Below are 22,785 nucleotides of genomic sequence, written 5' to 3'. Positions count from 1 at the left end.
GGATCACAGGGCCGATGCGGCGGCGAGGGAGTGGAGATGGCGCATGAGCGTCATCAGCACGTCACGGACGGAGCTGCGGGACCGGGCGTCGCACTCCACCAGGGGAACGTGATCCGGCAGGTCCAGGGCGGACCGCAGCTCGTCGAGCGGGTAACTGGGCGACTCCGGGAAGGAGTTGACGGCCACGACGAACGGTGTTCCGCGCTCCTCCAGCCGCCCTATCACGTCGAAACTGACCTCGAGGCGCCGCGTGTCGACCAGCACCACCGCGCCGAGCGCGCCCTCGAAGAGCCCGTTCCACAGGAACCAGAAGCGCTGCTGGCCCGGTGTCCCGAAGAGGTAGAGGACCAGTTCGTCGTTGATGCTGATGCGGCCGAAGTCCATGGCCACCGTGGTGGCCGTCTTGCGTTCCACCCCCACGATGTCGTCCACGCCCACACCGGCCTGGGTCATCGTCTCCTCGGTGGACAGCGGCCGGATCTCACTGACCGATCCGACCAGGGTCGTCTTGCCGACCCCGAAGCCCCCCACGATCACTATCTTGACCGCGGCGGCTGCCGATTCCGGCAGAGCGTCCTCACTCCGCGGCCCCCTGACGCCGAGCGCGTCAGAGCCTTTCAAGTCCATGCATCACCGCCTCAATCAGTGCAGCGTCGGGAAGAAGTGCGGGCGCGATCGGCGGTCGTGCCTCCACCCGCTTGTCGGCCAGCAGATCCGCGAGAAGTACGGTCACCACGCTGACCGGGAGGTTCAGGTACGCGGAGATCTCGGCGACGGACAGGGGAGAGGTGCACAGCCGCAGGATCGCGGCCTGTTCGGGCGCCATGCCCGGGGGCGGCCCCGAGCGGGCCCGTACCAGGGTGACCAGGTCGATGGCGGTCTCTTCCGAGGATCCGCTGCGCCCTCCCGTCACCACGTAGAGCCGCTCGGGGTTTCCGTTGTCCCACTCCTCCGCAGGACCGTCGCTCATACGGCCTGCCCGTCCCGGCGCGGAGGACTGGTCAGATGCGCGCCGATCCGTGCGACCAGGTCCCGCATCCGATTGCCCATGAGCCCGGCGTCGACGCCCTCGTCGGCGAGGACCGCGAGGTACGCACCCGCGCCCGCCGCCATGAGGTAGAAGAAGCCGCCGTCCACCTCGATGACGACCAGCCGCATCCGCCCGTCGCCGTGCGGGAACTCACCGGCGATGGCCGCCGCCAGGCTCTGCAGGCCCGCGCAGGCCGCGGCCAGGCGGTCGGCCGCGTCCGTGTCGCCGCCGTACTGGGCCATGCGCAGGCCGTCCGAGGACAGCACCACGACGTGCCGGGTCTCGGGGACGCCCGTCGCCAGGTCCTTGAGCATCCAGTCCATGTTGGCCCGCTGCTGAATCACGGCTACTCACCCTTATCTAACGTTTCGTCACTGTTGCTGTCAGAGGAGGTGGCAGTGCTCTCACCGGACACGGCGCTGGTGAAGGCCGCCAGCCACATGCCCGGTTGCACGGGCTCCTTGCCCGGCTTCGGGTCCGACGCGGCAGTGACCGAGCCGTCGGCGGGCACGGTGCCCATCCGCGCACCGGGGGCGGGAATCGGGGCCGCAGCGCGACGCCGCCGCTGGGGAAGTCCGTTCGCGGTCCTCTCGTGCACGACCGGCACGTCGTCCTCCGCCCAGGCGTGGGCGGCGGGCGGGGAGGGCCGGGGACCCGTGGCGGGGGCCGGGGCGGGCACGGGTGCCGTCCCGGAGTCGGACGCGCGCTGGTCCGGCACCACGGGCCGGGGGCCCGAGACGGAGCCGATGCCGTGCGCCAGACCGGTGGCGTTCGCCACCGTGGTGATGACGTCCTGCGGGACGATCACCACGGCGCGCACCCCGCCGTAGGCGGAGGAGCGCAGGGACACCTGGAAGTTCCACGTCGCCGCGAGGCGCCCGACGACGGCGAGGCCGAGGCGGGGGGTCTCGCCCAGGTCACCCAGGTCGAAGCCGGCCTGGGCCTCCGCCAGGGCGCGCTCGGCGCGGGTCCGGGACTCCTCGCTGAGGCCGACGCCGCCGTCCTCGATCTCGATGGCGATGCCGGACTGCACCTCGACGGCGGTGAGGTGGACCCTCGTGTGCGGCGGGGAGTAGCGGGTGGCGTTGTCCAGCAGCTCGGCGACCGCGTGGATCAGCGGCTCGACCGCGGGTCCGACGACGGCCACCTCCGTCACGGAGTGCAGTTCCACGCGGGTGTAGTCGGTGATGCGCGACATGGCGCCACGGAGCACGCTGAACAGGGGGACGGCCCGGCGCCACTGGCGTCCGGGGCGGGCGCCGCCGAGGACGGCGATGCTGTCCGCGAGCCGGCCGATGAGGGCGGTGCCGTGGTCGAGCTTGAGCAGGTCCCCGAAGACGTCGGGGGTGCGGCCGTGCCGGTCCTCCATCTCCCGCAGGTCACTGGCCTGCTGGTGGACGATGGCCTGCACGCGCCGGGCGATGTTGACGAAGGCACGCTGCGAGGACTCGCGGACGTCCTCCTCCGCGGACACGGCTTCCAGCACCGAGCGCAGCATCCGCTGATGGGCCCGCTGGAATCCGGGGGTGACGCCCTCGGCGTCCTCTTCGATGTCCTTGAGCACGTCGGCGACGAACTCGCCGCGCTGCAACCGCGCCACCGCGTTCGGCAGCTGCTCCCGTGCCAGCCGTTCGGTCTCCGCCTCCTGGCGGGAGAGCCGGAACTGCAGTTCTTCCTCGCGCCGTACGAGCTGCTCGCGCAGCGCCCGTACGGCAGTGCCCCGGCGGGCGGTCTCGGCGCCGAGGACGGCCACGGCCACCGTGGCGGTCACCCCGCACCACAGCACCGCCTCCCGGGCGGCCGACGGGACGGTCCATACGGCGACGGCGGTCACCGCCGCGACTATGCCGACCGGCAATAACCACGCGGACGTGGCGGTAGGCCGGCGGTCTCCGGGGGACGATCCAGCACGAACCATCAGCATCCTCAGGTGATCGCTAGTCATGGAACGAACACGACACGAGCAGGCGGAGTCCGGCCGCAGCGACCTGGGCAATCGGCACTCGGTCGGCATATCCGCCTGACCTGGCGTAATTGCTACAACACGCTGAGCCGCAAGTAGCATAGCCGCTTCCATTCCCTGGCTGATGCCGCCTCACGATGCCTTTGGCACATGCCGTTTGACGTATGGTTATCGGTTCTTCACCGTCGGCGCAAACCCCTCCCGGGCGCTCCCTCACCATCTGTGCGCCCACGATTCGATCATGAGCAATGACCGATATAAACTGTTTGACCACGGATGGCTCGATCGACGGCGACGCCGGTCCCCGCGCCCCGGGAGGCCCTCATGGGCGAGCAGGAACACGCCGGGCCGAACCCCCCAGCGAGCACCCCGGAACGCCGCTTCCCCACGTCACGCGCCCCCCGCGGGCTGCGCACCGGGCCGGGCCGCGGACGCTGGCGGGCGGTACGCGCGGGCGCCGCGGAGGGCGGCGGGGCCGAACCGGAGCGACCGGCTCCACGGCATGCGCCCGGGCGGTACGGCGGACCCCCAGGCGGCACGGCGGGAAAGCCCCGGCGTGCGCCGTCCGGCCGCGCGCGGTGCGCCCGCGCCGCGGGACCCCGGAGGGGCGCGAAAATTGGCTTCACTCTTAAGAGTGATGGGTACTTGCGCCCGGCCCGTTCGGGGAGCAATGTCACGCGCGCGGAGACCGGGGCCGGCCGATGACCGCCGGGGAACTGCAGGGGCTCGCCGCGATCGTCACCGGCGGCGCCACCGGGATCGGGCTCGCCACGGCGGAGACCCTGGCGGCGCGCGGCGCACGGGTGGCCGTACTGGACCAGGCCCCCGGCCGGGCACCGGCACACCTGCACGCGCTCGCCGCCGACATGGCCGACGACGCCTCCGTGCGGTGGGCGGTCGGCCGTGCCGTGGAGGACCTGGGCGGGCTGGACATCCTGGTCAACAACGCGGGCACCGGGGCCGTCGGAACCGTGGAGGAGAACCCGGACGGCGAGTGGCGCCGGGTGCTGGAGGTCAACCTCCTCGGCGTGGTCCGGGCGAGCCGGGCGGCGCTGCCGTACCTGCGCCGCTCCCGCTACGCGTCGATCGTCAACATCTCCTCGGTCACGGCCACGGCCGGACTCCCGCGCCAGGCGCTGTACGCGGCGAGCGAGGGCGCCGTCCTCGCGCTCACCCTGGCCATGGCCGCCGACCACCTGCCCGAGGGCGTCCGGGTCAACTGCGTCACCCCCGGCACCGTCGACACGCCCTGGGTGGAGCGGCTGATCGCGGCCGCCCCCGATCCGACGGCCGAGCGGGCCGCGCTCCAGGCCCGCCAGCCCAGCGGGCGCCTGGTCACCGCCCAGCAGGTCGCCGACGCCGTCGCCTACCTCGCCGGACCCTCGGCCGCGGCGGTCACCGGCACCGCGCTCCCCGTGGACGGCGGCCTGCACGCACTGCGCCCCACGCCTCCGCCCCTTCCCCCGGGGCCACCGCCCTGAGCGGTGCCGGACCGGGCCGGGACCGGTCCGGGGCCCGTCCGAAGCCGGTCCGCGCGAGGAGCCCCCGCGGACGGGACGTCCTAGCATGAAAGACACGGATCAGCGGAAATGGGACGCCCCTGATGGTCATGCCGGAGGGAAGCGCGGCGGCGCCGGCGAAGGCGCCGTTCGACCTTGCCTACGCCGCGTCGGCGCTGATCGACGGCGAGGGGACGATCATCGGCTGGACGGCCGCCGCGGAGCACCTGCTGGGCTACCCGGCCGCGGAGGCGCTGCACCGCCCCGCCGCGCAGCTGCTCGCCTCCCCCGGCCAGGCCGCCAGGGCCGCGGAGGTCGCCGCCCAGTGGCACGACCAGGACATCTGGGGCGGCCTGGTGGCCGCCCGGCACCGCGACGGACGCCGGATCGAGCTGGGCCTTCGGGTGTCCGCGCTGGCGTCGCCCGACGGGCACGAGCGCTGGCTGGTGTCCGCGATCGACCTGGCCAGGACCCCGTCGTGGGCGGTGAGCAGCGCCATCCTGGAGGGCTTCCTCAGCCGGTCCCCGATCGGCATGGCCGTGCTCACCCCCGACCTGCGGTACGTGTGGGTCAACGACACCCTGGAGCGTTTGGCCGGCGTGCCGCGCGAGCACCGCATCGGGATGCGCATGAGCGACTCCCTGCCCGGTCTGGACACCGAGGCGCTGGAGAACATCATGCGCGAGGTGCTGCTGACCGGTGAGCCGGTGATCGACCACGAATACCAGGGCTGGACGCTGGCCGCCCCCTACCGGGAGCGGTCCTTCTCCACCTCCTTCTACCGCCTGGACGACGCCGAGGGCCGGGTGATGGGCGTCTGCTACATGGGCATGGACGTCACCGACCGCTGGCGCGCACGGGGCCGGCTCGCGCTGCTCAACGAGGCCGGGGCCTGCATCGGCAGCACCCTGGACGTCACCCGCACCGCCCAGGAACTGGCGGACGTGTCGGTCCCGCGGCTCGCCGACTTCGTCACCGTCGACCTGCTGGAGCCGGTGCTGCGCGGCGACGAGCCGCCGGCCGGCGGCGGGCTGGGCCGCGTGCCGCTGCGCCGCGCCGGGATGCGCTCGGTGCACCCGGGCACCCCGGAGTCGATCGTCGCGCTCGGTGAGCGGATCAACGCCGGCGAGACCTCGCCGCACGTGCGCTGCATGACCTCCGGCCGGCCCGAGATCGAGGCCGACATCGCCATCGACCGCGCGTCGTGGCTCACCGACGACCCGGCCCGCGCGGCCAAGATCCGCGAGTTCGGGATGCGGTCGGTGATGTGGGTGCCGCTGCGGGCCCGGGGCACGGTCCTCGGCGTGGTGACCTTCATCCGGCACCGCAGGCCCGGCGCCTTCGAGCCGGACGACCTGCTGCTCGCCGAGGAGCTCGTGGCCCGCGCCGCGGTGTGCGTGGACAACGCCCGGCGCTGGACCCGCGAGCACGAGGCGGCGCTCACCCTGCAGCGCAGCCTGCTGCCGCAGACCCTGACCGGTGGCACGGCGCTGGAGGTCGCCTCCCGCTACCTGCCCACCGACATCCAGGACGGCGTGGGCGGCGACTGGTTCGACGTCATCCCGCTGTCCGGGGCGCGGATCGCGCTGGTGGTCGGGGACGTCGTCGGGCACGGGCTCACCGCGGCGGCGACGATGGGACGGCTGCGGACGGCCGTCCACACCCTCGCCGACATGGACCTCCCGCCCGACGAACTGCTGGCGCACCTGGACGACCTCATCATGCGGCTCACCGAGGAGGAGAGCGCCGACGCGTCGGTGGCCACCACCGTCACCGGCGCCACCTGCCTCTACGCCGTCTACGACCCGGTGACCCGGCGGCTGACGATGGCCCGCGCCGGGCACCCGCCGCCCGCGGTCGTCGACCCCTCCGGCCGCGTCACCTTCGCCGAACTGCCCGCCGGCCCGCCGCTCGGCCTGGGCGCCATGCCCTTCGAGTCCGCCGAGCTCGAACTGGCCGAGGGCAGCATCATCGCCCTCTACACCGACGGCCTGATCGACACCTTCGGCGAGGACGTCGACGTGGGCCTGGAGCGGCTCGCGCACGCCCTGGCCCACCCCGAACTGCCGCTGCAGGACCTGTGCTCGGCCGTGCTGGAGCGTCTGCTGCCCGGTCCGCCCGCCGACGACGTCGCCCTGCTCGTGGCCCGTACGCACGCGCTCACCACGGACCGGTTCGTCGCCTGGGACCTGCCGGTCGACCCGGCGGTCGTCAGCCGGGCCCGGGCGCTGGCCGCGCGCCAACTCGCCGAGTGGGGGCTGGAGGAGCTGCGGACGACCACCGAACTGGTCGTCAGCGAGCTGGTCACCAACGCCATCCGGCACGCCTCGGGCCCGATCCGGCTGCGGCTGATCCGGCAGTCGGTCTTCATCTGCGAGGTCTACGACGGCAGCAACACCGTGCCGCGGCTGCGGCACGCCCGGACCACCGACGAGGGCGGCCGCGGGCTCTTCCTCGTCGCCCAGCTGACCCGCCGGTGGGGCACCCGCTACACCGCGGACGGCAAGCTGATCTGGGCGGAGCAGGAGATCCCGGACGTCCACCCGGGCTGAGCGCGCGGCGCGTCAGTCCTGGAGGGCGGCCGGGTCCATGTGCACGACCTCCCACAGGTGGCCGTCCGGGTCCTGGAAGCTGCGGCCGTACATCGGCCCCTGGTCCATGGGCTCGTTCGAGGGCGACCCGCCCGAGGCCAGGGCCGCGTCGGCCAGCTCGTCCACGCGCTCCCGCGACTCGACGCCCAGGCAGAGGATGGACTCGGTGGTCTTCGTGGCGTCCGCGACCTCCTTCTTGGTGAACTGCCGGAAGAAGGGCTCGACGAGCAGCATCGCGAAGATGCCCTCGCCGATCACCATGCACGCGGCGTTGTCGTCGGTGAACCGGGGGTCGAAGGAGAAGCCGAGGCCGCCGAAGAAGGCCTTCGACCTGGGCAGGTCCTGCACGGGGAGGTTGACGAAGATCTGGGTCGGCATGGTCCGCCTCGTTCCGTTCCGGGGTTTGTGTCAGTGGTCTGTGCTGAAGTAGACCCGTGGACGCTCCGGAACTCATCGGAAGGCGGAGGAGAACCATGAGCGATCTCGCTGCACCCCCGGACGTGGCGCAGGAGCTGGAGCGCTACCGCGCGGAGCTGACCGGCTACTGCTACCGGATGCTGGGCTCGGCCTTCGAGGCGGAGGACGCCGTCCAGGAGACGATGGTGCGGGCCTGGCGGGCGTACGACCGCTTCGAGGGCCGCTCCAGCCTGCGTTCCTGGCTGTACCGCATCGCCACCAACGCGTGCCTGGACATCCTGGGCGGCACGGGGCGCCGGGCCCGCCCGATGGACCTGGCCTCCCCCGGCAGCGCCGACGGCCCGCTGCCCGGCACCCTGCCGGAGAGCACCTGGATCTCCCCCGCCCCCGACGGCCGCGTCCTGCCCGAGACGGGCGACCCCGCCGACCTCGCCGACCAGCGCGAGAGCGTGCGCCTGGCGTTCGTCGCCGCCCTGCAGCACCTCGCGCCGCGCCAGCGGGCCGTGCTCATCCTGCGGGAGGTGCTGGCCTGGAAGGCGGCCGAGGTCGCCGAATTGCTCGACACCACCGTCGCCTCGGTCAACAGCGCGCTGCAGCGGGCCCGCGCCGCCCTCGCCGCGGCCGGCCCCGCCACGACCGACCCGGCCCGTCCGCTCGACGAGGAGCAGCGCGCCCTGCTCGGCCGCTACGTCGCCGCCTTCGAGTCCTACGACCTCGACGCCCTCACCTCACTGCTCCACGAGGACGCCACGCTGTCCATGCCGCCCTTCGGCCTGTGGCTGCGCGGATCCGCGGACATCAAGGCCTGGATGCTCGGGCTCGGCTCCGGCTGCCGCGGTTCGCGGCTCGTCCCGGTCACGGCCAACGGCACACCGGGCTTCGGGCAGTACCGGCCCAGCCCCGACGGGGGTCACGAGCCGTGGGCGCTGCAGGTCATCGAGATATCAGAGGGCCGGATCACCGGGCTCAACTCCTTCCTCGACACCGAGCGGCTCTTCCCGCTGTTCGGCCTCCCCGCGCGCCTCGCACCCGAGGCCCGCTAGCCCGCCCAGCCCGGTGAGCACCAGCAGTTCCCGCAGCGCGCCCCCGGCGCCCCGCAGCCTGATCCGGCCGCCGTGGCGCCGGGCGGTCAGCTGCAACCGCGCTATGGCGTCGACCAGCACGACGTCCGGAGCGCCGTCGAGCCCGCCCACGTCGCACAGCACCGTCCCGCCGCCCCGCTCGGCCAGCAGCGCGCGCAGCCGCTCGACCAGCGGCGGGATCCCCGCGCGGTCGAGCCTGCCGGTCAAGATGAGCACGGCGGGCCCACCGCCCGGTCGGGACGCGGGCGGGGGCGGCGCGGGCCGGGCCATGGGCGACCTCCTGGGGCGGATGCGGGGATGCGTACCGCGTATGTCCCTAGGACCGGCGGCGGCGCCGTAATCCATCGGCGCCGCGCGTCACCGTCCGAGCAGCGCCGTGATCTCCTGCGGGTCCCAGGCCCCGTCGGCGCACTCCGCGAGGTAGGCCGCGATGCCGGGCAGGTCCCAGGCGCCCGTCTCGGCCAGGCCCTCGGCGATGTGCCGCAGGTAGGTCCCGGACGGCCTGACGTGCTCGGCCCCGCCGGAGCCCCAGGGGGCGGTGAAGGTGAGCACCGGGTGCCCGTCCACGTCCCCGGGGTACAGCAGCGTCTCGTACCGCCCGTCGCCCAGCCGGGCCCTGCCGCAGCGGAGCACCTCGGCGAGGTCGAGGTCGGAGCCCGGCGACCGGTACATCTCCTGGGCGGCGATGTCCGAGAACTGACCGACCGTCAGCAGGTGGGCCCTGGCGCGCACCCCGCCGCCCGGCACGTCGCCGTCGTAGAAGGCCCGGCCGCCCGACCAGACCGGCGACCGCGTCGCGAAGTACATCCGCCCCGGCAGTTCCAGCGGCACCGACCGCAGCGGCGGGCGCGCGTCCCGGCAGCCCGGGTACTCCCGGCAGCCGCCGGGGGGCACCCCGCCGGCGAGGTAGCTGTTGAGGCGCACGAGGTGGGTGTTGGAGCCGTAGGCCGCGTACCAGACGAAACCGGGCGGCCGGTCCGGCCGCACGGCACCCCGGGGCCCCACGCGCTGCGGTGTGGTCACCGCTCCATGATGCGGGCGCCGCGGGATCAGGCGGCCGGCACCGTGCCGCGGATCTGCCGCAGGAAGGCCGCGTTGTCCGGGGTCGCCCGCATCCGCTCCAGCAGCGTCTCGAAACTCCCCGCGCCACGCAGCACCCGCCGCAGACCGCGCGCGGCCGCCAGCTCCACAGGGCTGAGGAGCAGTTCCTCACGCCGGGTCCCCGACGGGCCGACGTCCACCGCCGGGAAGACCCGCCGGTCGGCCAGCCCCCGGTCCAGCCGCAACTCCATGTTGCCGGTGCTCTTCATCTCCTCGAAGAAGTAGTCGTCGGCGCGCGATCCGGTGTCGACCAGCGCGGTGGCGAGGATGGTCAGCGAACCGCCCTCCTCCGCGAGGCGCGCCGAGCCGAACAGCCGCTTCGGGCCGAGCAGCGCCGCCGCGTCGACACCGCCGGACAGCGTCCGTCCGCCCGAGGACGCCGCGTTGTTGTGCGCCCGGCACAGCCGGGTGAGGGAGTCCAGCAGCACGACCACGTCCCGGCCGGTCTCGACCAGGCGCTTGGCCCGCTCGACGGCCAGTTCGGCGACGGCGATGTGCTGCTTGGGCGTGCGGTCGAAGGTCGAGGCGACGACCTCGCCCCGCACCGCCCGCCGCATGTCGGTGACCTCCTCCGGTCGTTCGTCCAGGAGCACCACCATCAGGTGGCACTCGGGGTGGTTGTCCGCGACGGCGTCGGCCAGCCGCCGCAGCAGCATCGTCTTGCCGGCCTTCGGCGGCGCCACGATCAGCCCGCGCTGACCCTTGCCGACGGGGGCCAGCAGGTCCACGACACGGGTGGTCAGGCCGCCCTGCGGGCACTCCAGGCGCAGCCGCTCGGACGGGTGGAGCGGGGTCAGGTCCGCGAAGTGCCGCCGCCCGCGGGCCAGGCCGGCGGGCAGCCCGCCGACCTGGTCGGCCCGTACGAGGGCGCGGGAGCGACCGGCCGTGGCCACGCCTTCGACGGCGTCGCCCTTGCGCAACCCGTGCCGCCTGATGACCTCCGGCGGCACCGGGACGTCGTGCGGGCCCTGCGCGTAACCGGCGGTGCGCAGGAAGCCGCGCCCGCCCTCGACGTCGAGGACCCCGGCGACGGCGACGAGCCGTTCGCCCGAGGGGGAGGAAGCAGGAGCGGGGGTGGGGGTGGTGGTGGGAGCTGTGGACATACGTGGTCCTCGGGGGAAGGGCGCGTACGGCGGCGGAATCGGCCGGCCGCCGGGACACGCGGCACAAGAGGCGGAGCCTCGGGGAGATCGCCGACGCGGGGCGCGGGCGAGGGGGAACACCGCAGTGACTGCGGGAGCGGACCGCCGGGCGGTCACGCGGGGAGCACCGGCGCCGAAGAGGGGCGCACAGCCGTGCTCCTCGCACTGTAGCACCACGACCCCGGGCGGGGGACCGCCGCGATGTCGCGAACCTGTCACACCCCGGTCCGGATACGGCACGGCCAACCGCCCCGGCCCCGGGGGCGGTTACGGTCGCCGGGTGAAGTCCGTGCCGATCGCCGCCGTCGCCGTGGCCGCGCTGCTGGCCGTCCCCGCGTGCACGGCGCCCTCCGGCGGACGACCCTCCCCCGCGACCGCCTCCGCCGACGGACAGGAGGTCAGGGCGGTCATGCCCACCTGGATCCACGGGCTGCGGGTCATCGGCGCCCGGGGCACCGGCGGCGCCTGCCGCTGGTCGACGAGCTACCCGTCCGTGCCGGGCGCACGGCCGCTGACCCGGACGCTCGACCGCGAGGTGCGGCGCGGGCTGCGGGACTTCCTGGCCGCGCACGGCCACGGTGCCGGCTGCGCGGGCGAGTTCACCATCTCGTACACGTTCCTGGCCGCCTCCGGGGACGTGCTCGGCGTCCAGCTGACGACGGCCGAGGGCACCGCCGCCGGGGACGGCACCACCTCCGGGAGCGGCACCACGACGGCCACGTACTGGTACGACGGCCGCTCCGGCGAGGTGCTGCCCGCCCTCGCCATGGTCGCCCCGGACGCGGCCGGCGACCTCGCCGGGCACCTGGTCCGGGTGCTCGCCGCCCGCGCCGGCCACGACCCGCGCGGGCTCCGCGCGCTGCAGGACCCGGCGGCCCGCCGCGCCGTCCTGGACGACCTGGCCTTCACCGGCTGCGGGAACCTGGTCGTGACGTTCGACCGGGGCGAGGTGGCGGCCCCGCCCACGGGCCGGCAGAAGGTCGTGCTCCCGCGCGCCGCCGTGGAGCCGCTGCTGTCCGCGTTCGGGCGGCGCGTCCAGCGGCAGGCGATGCGTCCCCGCCACGAGCAGGACGGCTGACACCGATACTGGAGGCGTGCGCCGGACCTTCGCCCACGACGCGGTCGTGACCCTCGCCCCCGGCGGCGACGAGCGCGCCCCAGGTGCCGCGGTCACCGTCGCCCTGTGCGGTCACTGGGAGCACGATCCGCCGTGCCCCCTCGCGCCCCACCACACCGCCGTCACGGCCGGGCCCGGCGGCGCACTGCGGCTGCGCGTGCTGTTCGCGTCCGCGCCCGGCGACGAGGCCGAGGTCCGCCGCCGGATCGACGCCGCCCTGGCGGCGGGCGGACTCGGCGCCACCCACTGGGAGTTCGGCGGCTCCCGGCCGGGCGAGCCACGGCCCGACGAGGCCGCGCACGCGGCACGTCTCAGCGCGTGAGCGAGGCCGCGTCCCCCATCACGACGACCGGGTTGCAGGGCCGGGTCCAGCGTCCGCAGCAACTGCCGCATGTGGGCCTCGGACAACGCGACGCACCCCTGCGTGGGCCCCTCGTGGACGACGTGGAACCAGATGCCACCGCCCATGTCCGCCCATCGGCCGGGTCCGGTCCTGCGGCGACGTGCCGGGCTCGCGGCTGTAGTTGATGGACACGCCGTAGTCGAACGAACCCGTCAGAGGTTCCCCTCCAGGCCGGTGCCCCTGATGAAGACCCACCGGAGTGGTCGTACGGGAGCCGGGTGCCCGGGTCGGCCATCAGGCCCCGGCGTCGGTGAGGCCGAACACCCCGATCGGCGAGCGCTCGTCGCCGCTGCGGTGGTCGTCGGTCCACCCGCGCTGCCCGTTGCGCGCGGGCCATCTCGCGCCGCCGCGCCAGCCGTCGGGGGTCCCCTCGTAGACCACGACCCGCGACCGGGACGCGTTCCGGCCACGCCGGTCACCACGACGACCTGGCGCGCGTCGTCCGGGGGTGACCACGGCGGACGAATTCGGGCATGAAGGCGCCTTTCGTCTCGTCCACGGGAGAGCGCGATCAAGGAGAAGCGCCAGGCCGGAGGGACTCCGTGGAGCGGACGGCCCGGTCCCCGGCCGGTCAGCCCAGTGGGTCAGCCCGTGCCCGTACCGGTCGGACGGTCCGGACCGGTCGGCCCGCCGGGGGACGCCGAGGTGTAGCTCGCGGCCTTGAGGCCGGCCGTGACCGCGGCGATGGTGTCCTTCGCCGTACGGTTGAAACAGGCGCTGACCACGAGCCCGACGGAGGACGCGGGGTCCGGGTCCTCCCCCCAGGCCGTGAGCTCCCACTGGCCGCCGAGCGCGCGGCAGCCCTCGCCCGCGGAAGCCACGCCCTTCACCACGAACCGGCCGGACCCCGTGCCGTCGCCCACGGGCGCCCCCACCTGTTCGAAGGCGATCAGCACCCCGCCCTCGGCGACCTTGTCCACGGGCGGGCAGACCGGGTAGCGGATCATCTCCTGCTTCGTGCACCCGCTGCGCTCGTGGAGCGGTCCGGAGCCGACGAACCCGACCACCAGGCCCCGCGGGTCGGTGGTCACGAGGGACCGCCAGCCCTCGCCGGGCAGTTTCAGCGTCAGCCCGGACAGCGCGTCCAGGCTGACCAGCGCGTAGCCGGGGTGCGTGCTCCCCGTCGACGTCGGCAGGGGGGACCCCGGGGCGGGCACCGCGCGGGACGGGGACGCGGCGGGGAGGACCTGCTGCCCCCGGGGCGTCACGGGACCCGCGGGCTGCAGCAACGCGGCGGCCACCACCGCCGCCGTGACACCGCCGACCGCGGCCAGCGCCCCGGCGGCCACCCGGCGTCGCCTGCGCCGCCGTACCCGCCGCCTGATCTGCGCCATCCGGTCGTGGGGCGCGGTCGGCTGCGGCACGGCGCGCTCCAGCAGCACGCTCAGCTCCCACTCCTCCTCCGGCTCTGGCTCCTCATCCACACCGCTCACCACCCTTCGCCAGGCTCGGCACCGCCGCGACCTGCCCCCGCAGCATGGCCAGCGCCTTGGCGGCCTGGCTCTTCACCGTGCCCGGCCGGCAGCCCAGCACCTCGGCGGTCTCCTCGACGCTCAGGTCCTCGAAGTAGCGCAGCACGACCACCGCCCGCTGCCGCGCGGGCAGCCGGCGTATCAGCACCGCGAGCGACTGCTCCAGGTCGACCGAGGCGAAGGGGTCCGCCACCGCCGTCACCGTGTCCGGCACCTCGCCGTGCGGCACCTCGCCCCGCCAGCGGCGCTGCCACCACGACGAGGCCGTGTTCACCAGGGCCCTGCGCACGTACGCTTCCGGGTTCTCCGCGGCTATGCCCCGCCACTTCGGCCACACCTTGGCCAGGACCGTCTGCAGCAGGTCCTCCGCCAGGTGCGTGTCCCCGGTCAGCAGCCAGGCGACCCGCAGCAACCGCGGCCCGCGCGCGGCGACGAACTCCTCGAAGTCCGTCTCCGCATCCCTCACCGTGGTGTCCTTGCCATCGTGTTCCTGTCCGTGCTCCCAGCAGCCTCACACCCGCATGAACCGTCTGGGACCCCGGACCGGTTGCCAGGAATCCGGGATCGCCCTCGTTCGTTGCCGCCTCGGACGGACGCGCGGCACGCGCTCGTCCCCCAACTGACGGCAGATGAAAGGGCGTTCCCTGTGACAGCCGCCTCCGCACCCGACCAGCCGGAAGCAAGGAGAGCCAGCCAGTGAGCAATGTCACCAAAGGCCTCGGCAAGGTCGAGGTCCGGCTCAAGTGGGACCCCAGCCCGCTCGGCGCACCCGCCAGCGACCTGGACATCGTCGCGGCCACCTACAGCGCCGCCGACCCGCACGGCGTCCCGGCGTACCTCGTCCACTTCGACAGCCGCTCCCCGGACGGCACCATCACGCTCAACCGCGACAGCAAAACCGGCAAGGGGCTGGGCTTCGACGAGATCATGACCCTCGAACTCGACCGGCTCGGTGCCGCCTACCACCGGGTCGTCGTCGGTGTCGTCGTGCAGCAGCGCGACGGCCGGATGACCTTCGGCGACGTCGCGGGCACCGGCGTGCACGTGGTCGAGGGCCACACCGACCTCGCCGCCTCCGACCTCGGCGAGGTCGCGGCCGCCACGGCCGCCACCGTCGGCGAATTCCGCCGGGGCGACTCCGGCGAGTGGCGCTTCCGCTCCGGCGTCCGCGGGTACGACGCCGATCCGGTGGCCTTCGCCCGTGTGATGGGCGGCGACGCCTCCTGATCGCCGCCGGGAACGCCCGTGCCCTCCCGCGCGCGTCGCGGGAGGGCACGGGCACCACTGGGGGCGGGCTCTAGACGACGCCCTGCGCCGTCATGGCCTCGGCCACGCGCAGGAAGCCCGTGACGTTGGCGCCGAGGACGTAGTCGTCCGGCGTGCCGCCGTACGCCGCGGCGGTGGCCCGGCAGTGGGTGTGGACGTCGCGCATCACCTGCGCGAGCCGGGCCTCGGTCCGCTCGAAGGTCCACAGCTCGCGGGAGGCGTTCTGCTGCATCTCCAGCGCCGAGGTCGCCACACCGCCCGCGTTGGCCGCCTTGCCCGGGCCGAAGAGCACGTCCGCCTCCCGGAACACCTCGATCGCCTCCGGGGTGCACGGCATGTTCGCGCCCTCGGCGACCGCCAGCACGCCGTTCTTCACCAGCGTCCCGGCGTCCTGACCGTCCAGCTCGTTCTGCGTGGCGCAGGGCAGCACGACGTCGCACGGCACGTCGTAGACCGAGCCGCGCTCGGAGTACCGCGCCGAGGGCTTGGCCTCCGCGTACGCCGACAGCCGCGCCCTGCGCACCTCCTTGATCTCCTTCAGCAGCTCCAGGTCGATGCCGGCCTCGTCGACGACGTAGCCGCCGGAGTCCGAGCAGGCCACCACCGAGCCGCCCAGCGCGCGCACCTTCTCGATCGCGTAGACGGCGACGTTGCCCGCCCCGGAGACCACCGCCCTGCGCCCCTCGAAGCCCTGCCCGCGCGTGGCCAGCATCTCGGCCGCGAAGTACACCGCCCCGTACCCCGTCGCCTCGGTCCGCGCGTGCGAGCCGCCCCAGGCGACGCCCTTGCCGGTCAGCACGCCCGCCTCGAAGCGGTTGGTGATCCGCTTGTACTGCCCGAAGAGGTAGCCGATCTCCCGGCCGCCCACGCCGATGTCCCCGGCCGGCACATCGGTGTGCTCGCCCAGGTGCCGGTGGAGCTCGGTCATGAACGACTGGCAGAAGCGCATGACCTCGCCGTCGGAACGGCCCTTGGGGTCGAAGTCGGAGCCGCCCTTGCCGCCGCCGATCGCCAGCCCGGTCAGCGCGTTCTTGAAGATCTGCTCGAAGCCGAGGAACTTCACGATGCCGAGGTCCACGCTCGGGTGGAAGCGCAGACCTCCCTTGTACGGGCCGAGCGCGCTGCTGAACTCCACCCGGAAGCCCCGGTTGACCTGCACCCGTCCCTGATCGTCCACCCACGGCACCCGGAAGATCACCTGCCGCTCCGGCTCGCACATCCGCTCCGCGATCCGGGTCCCCAGGTACTCGGGGTGCCGTTCCAGCGCCGGCGCCAGCGAGCGCAGCACCTCCCCCACCGCCTGGTGGAACTCCGTCTCGCCGGCATTGCGCCGGCAGACGTCCGCGTAGACGGCCTCGATGTGAGCACTGACGTTCATGCGCGCCTTCCCTCGTCCGATGTCCCGGACGCGCTCGCCGTGGCGCCGCGTCCGGCCGTTGCCGTGTCAACGAGTACGGATGGAAGAAAGCAAGGTGTCACCCGGAGCAACTCCGCACACCGAAAGTCACCGGGTCACCCGTACGGGCCGCGCCCTTTTGGTATGGGCGCGGCCCCGCGACGCGGACGGGCTACCCGACGGGAATCGGCCGGGCCCCGATGCGGGCGCAGGCCTGGTCCTGGTCGAGGCCGTCGGCGGGCCAGACGACCTTGCCGGCGGCGCCGGGGTGGTAGCAGGCCGCGAAGGACGTGGGGACGGGCTCGGACGGGCCCCACATCTGCTCCCAGCGCCCGGCGCAGGCCTTGCCCGGGTCCCTGGGGTCGAAGGCCTTGATCGCGTCGGACGGCAGACCCGAGAGGTCCGCGTCGCGCGACAGCGTCCGGGCGCACATCACCTGCGCCCCGGCGTCCTTCCCCCACGGCAGTCCCCCGGCGACGGCGACCACCCCGCCGCCGGCCAGCGCGGCGACGACCGCGCCGCCGGCCACAGCGACCCGCAGCGACCGCCGCCGCGTGCTCCGCGGCGTCGCCCGGTCCAGCACGGACCGCAGCGTCTCCCGCCCGTCCGCCGACCGCGCCCAGCCGTCGGCACCCTGCGGGCGCAGCTCCCGGACGGCGTCCAGGACAGGGTCGTTCGTCATGCGTGTACCTCCGAATCGAGCGGGGTGAAGGATGCGGGTCGCGGCTCCAGGGCCGCGCGGAACCTCTTGCGGGCCCGGTGCAGCCGCAGCGCGTAGGCCGCCCTGCTGCAACCCAGGGCCTTGGCCGCCTGCTGCGCGCTCAGGTCGTACCAGCCCGTGAGCAGCAGCACTTCGCGGTCGCTCTCGGACAGCGACATCAGCACCCGGAACACGCGCTCACGGTCGCCTATGCGGTCCTCGAACACCTCCTGCGGCGCGCGGTCCATCACCGCGGCCATCCGTGCCGCGAGCGCCTGTCTCCGCAGGTCCGACCGCACGCGGTTGGCGAGCAGCCGGCGCGCCGCCGCCAGCAGCCAGGGCAACGCGTCCTCCGGTACGGACCGCTGCTTCCGCCAGGCCAGCAGGAAGGTCTCCGAGAGCACGTCCTGCGCGGTCTCGCGATCCGTACGGTGCATCAGGTAGCCATCACCCCAGAGAGCTTCCGTCACAACAGGCCAGTCTCGCTGGTGCTCTTGCTAGCATGAAGCGTGACGCACATCACTGACGCAGACGGTGCCCCTGATTCGACAGACACGTTGCAAGATCAGGCGATACGACTTCTGAAGGACCAGTTAGGCATCGGTGCCGAGGTCCGGGTTCTGCAAGAGTTGTCGGATGGCTACACGGATGCCGTCGTCGCCAAGTGTGATGTGTCCGATGCTGCTGAATCGACCCTCGACGGCCAGTACATCGTCAAGGCCGCTCCTGTCACAGGCCGTCGACAGAGTGCCGCGCACCAGCACTTCTACACGAGCCTGCCGCCGGACTTCGCAGATGAACATATCGCGGGGCTGGCGCTCACCGCCGACAGCCCGACCATTTCCGTCGATGTCTATGAGATCGCCGGCGGCAGCCTCCGCGGGGTACATGCGGTGGAACGGGCCAACAGCCAGCGATTCCTGAACGCCTGTTCGGTCGTCAGCGGCGAGCTAATCGAAGCGCAACTTGCCACTGTCACTGGCAAAATCGACATGAGCACAACAGAGATCATCGAGTCCTGGCTCGGAAGGGGCTTCCTCACCGGTCGGCGTGGCCAAGCCCTGCAGGAGGTCCGCGCACTCGCAGGCGTCACCCAAGCTGTCTTCCCACTCTCCGGCGAAATGCTGCCCGACCCGCTGACCGTCCTGGGACGAAGCAGCGCGTTCACCGAGCACCGGGAACTGGTGTTGCAGGGCGCCTGCCACGGTGACCTGCATTTGAGAAACATCCTGCTCGACGCCACCCGTTCGTTCCGGACGGCGTACTGGCTGATCGACGTCGGCTGGGACGAGCCCGCGCCACTTCTGTACGACCAGGCCTATCTCGAAACTGCGGCGCTGCTCGGGCTCCAGGCGCGGTCCGGCCGGGCCATCTCGTTGAGCGTACTCGGTGAGTGCGACGACGTCACCGTCCACGGAGAACAACTGGACATCCTCGACCAGTCGTTTGTCGACGTCGTCAACGCCATCCGCCGCCCGACCCTTCAAGCACTGGACCGGAGACAGCCGCGACGCAAGGACTCACTGGACTACCAGTACGTCCTGGCACGCCTGACCGCAGCACTGAACTACGCCGCCAAAAGGGGCATGCGGGCCGAGGAGCGCGTGACCGCGTTTCACACCGCGGCCTGGGTCACCAGGGAGATCCTCAAGAAATACCACGTGGACGAGTGGCACGATCTCCTTAAGCAGGCGAGTATTCCCGGTGCCCAACGGTCCACCGCGGTCACGGCGACGCCCTCTTCGCCCCGTCCCACAACGCGCACCGACAACGAGCTGTCCGCGCTGGTAAAGAACTTTCAGGGTGGACCGCACACCGGCTACGACCTGTTTCTGCTCGTGGAGGACGGTATCAGCGTTCCAGCGATGGCCGGCCTGATCGCTCATCGGTGGGCGGCCATCCTGGACTTCGACCCGCAGAGCGACAGCACGGGACTGGCCAGCATTCCACGGCCCCCAGCTGCCACGCACCACCAGATTCTTCAGTTCGGCCTCAATGACGGCGCGCTGTCATCCAGTCGCGGAGTCATCCCGTGGGCCATGGCCGACGGCTGGCAAAGCCACGGTGAACTCCAGCAGCCGACGTTCGCCAACTGGCGCAAGCACAACCGTCCGGTGCTGCTGCGACTCCTCGAACGCATCAGTAGGCAGACGACCAATCGCGCAGCCGCGGTGTTGTGCCTGACCCTCGGCGACGACCCCCACGAACGGGTGTCGCGAGTCCTGGAGGACATCGAGGACCTCTACGAGCTGGTCGAGGTCCACCAGGTTTCCGCGGCCACCCAGGACATGGCGGTGCTCCTGGAGAAGTTCAACGAGTCGCAGATCGCTCCGCGATCCGGCAGGCCAGCGACAATGCCGGGCAAGAATGGTCCGGTTGTCTTCGAACGGGACCAACTCACGCGGCTTGCCGTCGATCTGGATGTTCTCCACTCCGCCTGCCTCACCGATCAGTTGCAGGACCAGCCGACCGACGAGTTCTGGCGGGGCCGCCCGGCCACCTGGATGGATCTGGATGCCGGACTCGACGTTCCCCGCGACGCCCAGCAGGCCCTAGAGCAGGACCTCCGCAAGGTTCTCGGGAGCCGCGCGGCCGAGACTCTGGAGCTGTTTCACACCCCCGGAGCGGGGGGAACGACCCTGGCACGACGCATCGCGTGGGATCTTCACCGTCAATACCCGGTGGTTCTGCTGCGGAACTACAGTCAGGACACGGTCGAGCGGGTCGACGAGATCTACCGCCGCACCTCCCAACCAGTATTGGTCGTCGCCGAGTCAGCCGATGTGTCCCAGGCCGAACGAGACAACCTGTACCAACGCCTGCGCCAGTGGAACACACCCGCCGTCCTCCTCTGGGTCACCCGCACCAACAAGCCTGGACGCGGCAGTGTCTACCGCTTGACCGACCCCATGTCGCCGGGCGAACTGTCCGAATTCTCGAAGAACTACTCCCTACGAGCCGGAAACGAGCGGGCGAAGGCGGCGGTGGAGAGCCTCCGCCGCGGACAGGCTCCTCCGCAGCAACTCTCCCCGTTCTTTTTCGGGCTCGCGGCGTTCGAGGAAAACTTCATCGGGACGCAGGGATATGTCGAGAGTCATCTGGCCAACCTCGACGAGAAGCGGCGGCGCGCCGTCAAATATCTAGCATTGGTCACCCGCTTCGCCCAGAACGGCCTCCCTTACCCACTTGTCCGGCGATGGCTCACCGGAAAGTGGGGCGACATGAGCGCCTCCGAGCGCGATTACCAGGCCGATCTGCTGCAGGTACTGGGCGAGGACCTGCGTCATCTCGTGGTCGACGACGGAGGCGAACTCCGGCTACTCCATCCCTTTGTAGCCGAGCACGTACTGGTCGCGCTGCTGGAATCTGAGGACGGGCGGTCCTGGGAAGACCGGCTGGCAGACACCGCGGTCGAGTTCATCACACAGGTCTGCATTCATCAGGGCTCCGAGAACGCACAGACGAGAAAAATCCTTCAGGATCTATTCATACGGCGGGACAAATGGTCGACAGATCAGCCTGCAGGCGTGCGGTTCGCCGAGCTGATCACGAGGATTCCCGTTCGCGACGCTGCCTATCGGGTATTCCTGGAGCTAACCCGCAAGTGCCCATCTGAGCCTCATTTCTGGAATCACCTGGGTCGATATCACATCCACGAAATGAAACTGGACTTCGAAAAGGCGGAGGGATACCTCGAGAAGGCCATCAAACTTTCACTGGAAAAGGATTCCATTCATTTCCACACGCTTGGCATGGTCCGCCGCGTGTGGGTGCGCGATCTCCTGCAGGAAATGCGGCCGGGCGCCATCAGCGTCGAAGAAGCCCTCGCGCAGGTCTTGCCGATCTACGACGCGGCGCTCGAGGCGTTCACCAGGGGCCGAACTCTAAACCTCGAGGACGAGCACGGATATGTGACTCCCGTCCAGATGATCGCTCAGGTCCTGAACCAGTTGGTCAAGATATCTCAGCGGGAAAACTTCCTCGGTCTCGTGCGGGACGGCGGCGATGTCGGCCGTTGGGCGGACGAGCAGCTGCATCTCGCGGAATCCCTGCTCGACCAGCTGGACATGGCCCGCCCCGGCCACCGCAAGAGCACCTACTACAACAAGTGCGAGGGCGACCTAGGGGCCCTCTACGGCAGCGTCCGGACACTGGTGCGAGAGTGGCGATCGCTCATCGCTGAATCCGAGAGCCACTCCGGGATTGCACTTGTCCTCGCCCGCGCCTTCTTCAAGGAGGAGCAACGAGAAGGAGACGGTTCGAGTCACGAATCTCTCAGAGCCATAGTTGAGCTCTACGACAACGTCTTCCACGTTGATGGCCGTCTGAATGACAGCGACGTTCGAACGTGGTTCCGCTGCTACCGACAACTCGACGAGTACGAGGAGCTGCGCGCACTCGAACGCTTCGCGATCCTGAATCACGAAAAGCAGAGTCTCGAATGCAACTACTACCTCTACGTCCTGCGCTTTCTCCGTTGGTTTAGGGGCGACGAGCAGTCCCAGCTAGAAGCACAGCGATATCTGGAGGAGTCCAAGCGGCTCGCCAGGGACAGCCGACGGCAGTACAGCTACGAATGGATGGCGGTCGCAGCGGACGGCGGCGCGTCCGCCATTCCGGAACTCGTGCACTTCACGGAGTTGGGGGAGCGCAGGGACGAGCCCGTTCTGTGGGAACGGCCTGAGCGGCTACTCAAGGTCTCCGGAGTCATCCAGGAGATAGAGGGGCCGCAATTGGGCTGGATTTCCGTGGCACACGGCCACATGCGGGCGTTCTTCGCACCCAAGGATAAATTCCTGCGCAGCCGTGACATTAACGCACCAGTGGAGTTCTACCTGGGGTTCAGCTACGAAGGGCTCAGGGCGTGGTCCGTGGAGTTCGTCACATCCTCTTCCGCTGCCTCCCCAACAGCACGCTTCCTCAACGGGCTGGAGCAGCGCCGCAACTCCAGCCCCATCGAAGCGTCGGCTGACATTGGCCGACACGCACCCCCCTCCCGTTACCCTGACCCCCCGCAGGCGCCGGCCCCTAGGGCTGGCCAGGCGACTCCCCAACCCATCGTGTCCAGTGCCATGCGTCTCGCCGCCACGAGGAAGGCAGAGGTGGACGTGGAGGAGGCATACCGGATCCTGATTCGCCAGCTTCTGGCCGCACGGTCGCCTGAGCAGGCCGGCATCAGCGGACTGGAGGTGGGCAAAGCACTACAGGACACGTTCGGACCCCTGAGCTACACCCGCGTTCTCGGACAGGGGAAACTCCGGGCCTGCGTGGAAAGGCTCGGCTTCCGAACGCAAGCCAGCCCGCGCGGTGGTTTCGAAGTGCTGGATCCGTCTTCGCAACCGGAATGACATCCGCACCGTCGGCAGGAGGACAGGGCCCGTTGGCTGCGGGCAGATCCCGACAACAAAGGAGCCCAGGTCACGGATGTGCCTGGGCTCCGCGGTAATCCGCCGCATCGGCCTGCGTTCAGCAATCTGGAAACTCCACGAACCAGTTCCTCCAGACATGACGTGAGTTCGGGACAGGCGCGGCCTACAAAGTGATGGACACCGCGCCCGAGCGGGCCGCGCGGGGCACTGTTGGCCGTTGAGGCCAGCGGGCCACTG

At 71.6% G+C, this 22,785-nt stretch carries 20 protein-coding genes and 1 pseudogene; 7 read left to right on the top strand and 14 right to left on the bottom strand.

Features of this window, described 5'->3' with window-relative positions; genetic code table 11:
- Positions 1-3: 3 nt before the first annotated feature.
- From PV410_RS05550 to PV410_RS05535, 4 genes are read right to left on the bottom strand one after another with little or no spacing between them, the layout of a single operon-like run.
- Positions 4-627: a GTP-binding protein gene (locus PV410_RS05550; RefSeq protein WP_500322682.1), complete on the bottom strand. Its 624-nt coding sequence runs from the start codon at positions 625-627 to the stop codon at positions 4-6.
- Positions 608-970 (bottom strand): DUF742 domain-containing protein, encoded by a 363-nt coding sequence (locus PV410_RS05545; RefSeq protein ID WP_500322680.1) that lies wholly within the window; start codon positions 968-970, stop codon positions 608-610. Before PV410_RS05545 ends, PV410_RS05550 begins: the two co-directional genes overlap by 20 nt.
- Positions 967-1,353, bottom strand: a complete 387-nt coding sequence (locus PV410_RS05540; RefSeq protein WP_499600269.1) for a roadblock/LC7 domain-containing protein — start codon at positions 1,351-1,353, stop codon at positions 967-969. The genes PV410_RS05545 and PV410_RS05540 overlap by 4 nt, the downstream gene beginning before the upstream one ends.
- A gap of 23 nt (positions 1,354-1,376) precedes the next feature.
- Positions 1,377-2,948: a sensor histidine kinase gene (locus PV410_RS05535; protein WP_500322762.1), complete on the bottom strand. Its 1,572-nt coding sequence runs from the start codon at positions 2,946-2,948 to the stop codon at positions 1,377-1,379.
- A gap of 746 nt (positions 2,949-3,694) precedes the next feature.
- On the opposite strand from PV410_RS05535, the gene PV410_RS05530 reads away from it, so the two are divergent.
- Both PV410_RS05530 and PV410_RS05525 read left to right on the top strand, forming a co-directional pair.
- The gene (locus PV410_RS05530) at positions 3,695-4,474 is read left to right on the top strand and encodes an SDR family NAD(P)-dependent oxidoreductase (protein ID WP_500322679.1); all 780 of its coding nucleotides are present in this window, start codon (positions 3,695-3,697) and stop codon (positions 4,472-4,474) included.
- A 122-nt stretch (positions 4,475-4,596) separates the two neighbouring features.
- Positions 4,597-7,044, top strand: a complete 2,448-nt coding sequence (locus tag PV410_RS05525) for a SpoIIE family protein phosphatase (RefSeq protein ID WP_500322678.1) — start codon at positions 4,597-4,599, stop codon at positions 7,042-7,044.
- A 12-nt stretch (positions 7,045-7,056) separates the two neighbouring features.
- Here PV410_RS05525 and PV410_RS05520 read toward each other — a convergent pair whose 3' ends face one another.
- Entirely contained in the window at positions 7,057-7,461 is a 405-nt protein-coding gene (locus PV410_RS05520; RefSeq protein ID WP_500322677.1) for a VOC family protein, read from the bottom strand.
- Positions 7,462-7,556: 95 nt separating this feature from the next.
- Between PV410_RS05520 and PV410_RS05515 the strand changes: the two genes are divergently transcribed.
- Positions 7,557-8,543, top strand: a complete 987-nt coding sequence (locus tag PV410_RS05515) for a sigma-70 family RNA polymerase sigma factor (RefSeq protein WP_500322676.1) — start codon at positions 7,557-7,559, stop codon at positions 8,541-8,543.
- On the opposite strand, the gene PV410_RS05510 is transcribed toward PV410_RS05515, so the two are convergent.
- From PV410_RS05510 to rho, 3 genes are all read right to left on the bottom strand, one after another.
- Complete coding sequence (locus tag PV410_RS05510) at positions 8,445-8,798, bottom strand: STAS domain-containing protein (RefSeq protein WP_500322675.1); 354 nt, start codon at positions 8,796-8,798, stop codon at positions 8,445-8,447. The two genes, PV410_RS05515 and PV410_RS05510, sit on opposite strands and share 99 nt — an antisense overlap.
- A gap of 141 nt (positions 8,799-8,939) precedes the next feature.
- Positions 8,940-9,605 carry a histone deacetylase gene (locus PV410_RS05505; protein ID WP_500322673.1) on the bottom strand — a complete coding sequence of 222 codons (666 nt, stop codon included), beginning with the start codon at positions 9,603-9,605 and terminating at the stop codon, positions 8,940-8,942.
- A gap of 26 nt (positions 9,606-9,631) precedes the next feature.
- Entirely contained in the window at positions 9,632-10,786 is a 1,155-nt protein-coding gene (rho, locus tag PV410_RS05500; RefSeq protein WP_500322672.1) for a transcription termination factor Rho, read from the bottom strand.
- A gap of 319 nt (positions 10,787-11,105) precedes the next feature.
- On the opposite strand from rho, the gene PV410_RS05495 reads away from it, so the two are divergent.
- A complete protein-coding gene (locus tag PV410_RS05495) occupies positions 11,106-11,903 on the top strand; it encodes a hypothetical protein (protein ID WP_500322671.1) in 798 nt (265 codons plus the stop codon).
- A gap of 16 nt (positions 11,904-11,919) precedes the next feature.
- Positions 11,920-12,264: a hypothetical protein gene (locus tag PV410_RS05490; protein ID WP_500322670.1), complete on the top strand. Its 345-nt coding sequence runs from the start codon at positions 11,920-11,922 to the stop codon at positions 12,262-12,264.
- Here PV410_RS05490 and PV410_RS05485 read toward each other — a convergent pair.
- The 3 genes and pseudogenes from PV410_RS05485 to PV410_RS05475 all read right to left on the bottom strand — a co-directional run bounded on the left by PV410_RS05485 (position 12,254) and on the right by PV410_RS05475 (position 14,283).
- Positions 12,254-12,920: pseudogene (locus tag PV410_RS05485) on the bottom strand (L,D-transpeptidase family protein). The gene PV410_RS05490 and the pseudogene PV410_RS05485 sit on opposite strands and share 11 nt — an antisense overlap.
- A 9-nt stretch (positions 12,921-12,929) precedes the next feature.
- Complete coding sequence (locus tag PV410_RS05480; protein WP_500322669.1) at positions 12,930-13,769, bottom strand: hypothetical protein; 840 nt, start codon at positions 13,767-13,769, stop codon at positions 12,930-12,932.
- Positions 13,762-14,283 carry a SigE family RNA polymerase sigma factor gene (locus tag PV410_RS05475; protein WP_499512566.1) on the bottom strand — a complete coding sequence of 174 codons (522 nt, stop codon included), beginning with the start codon at positions 14,281-14,283 and terminating at the stop codon, positions 13,762-13,764. Before PV410_RS05475 ends, PV410_RS05480 begins: the two co-directional genes overlap by 8 nt.
- Positions 14,284-14,513: 230 nt before the next feature.
- On the opposite strand from PV410_RS05475, the gene PV410_RS05470 reads away from it, so the two are divergent.
- Entirely contained in the window at positions 14,514-15,044 is a 531-nt protein-coding gene (locus tag PV410_RS05470; protein WP_499512567.1) for a TerD family protein, read from the top strand.
- Between the two features lie 70 nt (positions 15,045-15,114).
- Here PV410_RS05470 and gdhA read toward each other — a convergent pair whose 3' ends face one another.
- The 3 genes from gdhA to PV410_RS05455 form a co-directional block, all read right to left on the bottom strand.
- Positions 15,115-16,461 (bottom strand): NADP-specific glutamate dehydrogenase, encoded by a 1,347-nt coding sequence (gene gdhA / locus PV410_RS05465; RefSeq protein ID WP_500322668.1) that lies wholly within the window; start codon positions 16,459-16,461, stop codon positions 15,115-15,117.
- A 190-nt stretch (positions 16,462-16,651) separates the two neighbouring features.
- On the bottom strand, positions 16,652-17,161 hold the full coding sequence (locus PV410_RS05460; protein WP_500322667.1) for a hypothetical protein: 510 nt from the start codon (positions 17,159-17,161) through the stop codon (positions 16,652-16,654).
- Positions 17,158-17,616, bottom strand: a complete 459-nt coding sequence (locus PV410_RS05455) for an RNA polymerase sigma factor (protein WP_500322666.1) — start codon at positions 17,614-17,616, stop codon at positions 17,158-17,160. Before PV410_RS05455 ends, PV410_RS05460 begins: the two co-directional genes overlap by 4 nt.
- A gap of 72 nt (positions 17,617-17,688) precedes the next feature.
- On the opposite strand from PV410_RS05455, the gene PV410_RS05450 reads away from it, so the two are divergent.
- The gene (locus tag PV410_RS05450; RefSeq protein ID WP_500322664.1) at positions 17,689-22,527 is read left to right on the top strand and encodes a P-loop NTPase; all 4,839 of its coding nucleotides are present in this window, start codon (positions 17,689-17,691) and stop codon (positions 22,525-22,527) included.
- Positions 22,528-22,785 lie beyond the last annotated feature (258 nt).

The organism is Streptomyces sp. PA03-5A, from assembly GCF_033792725.1.
Classification (GTDB): domain Bacteria; phylum Actinomycetota; class Actinomycetes; order Streptomycetales; family Streptomycetaceae; genus Actinacidiphila.
Note: the sequence above shows the minus strand (reverse complement) of the source record. Positions and strands in the feature narration are given on the sequence as shown.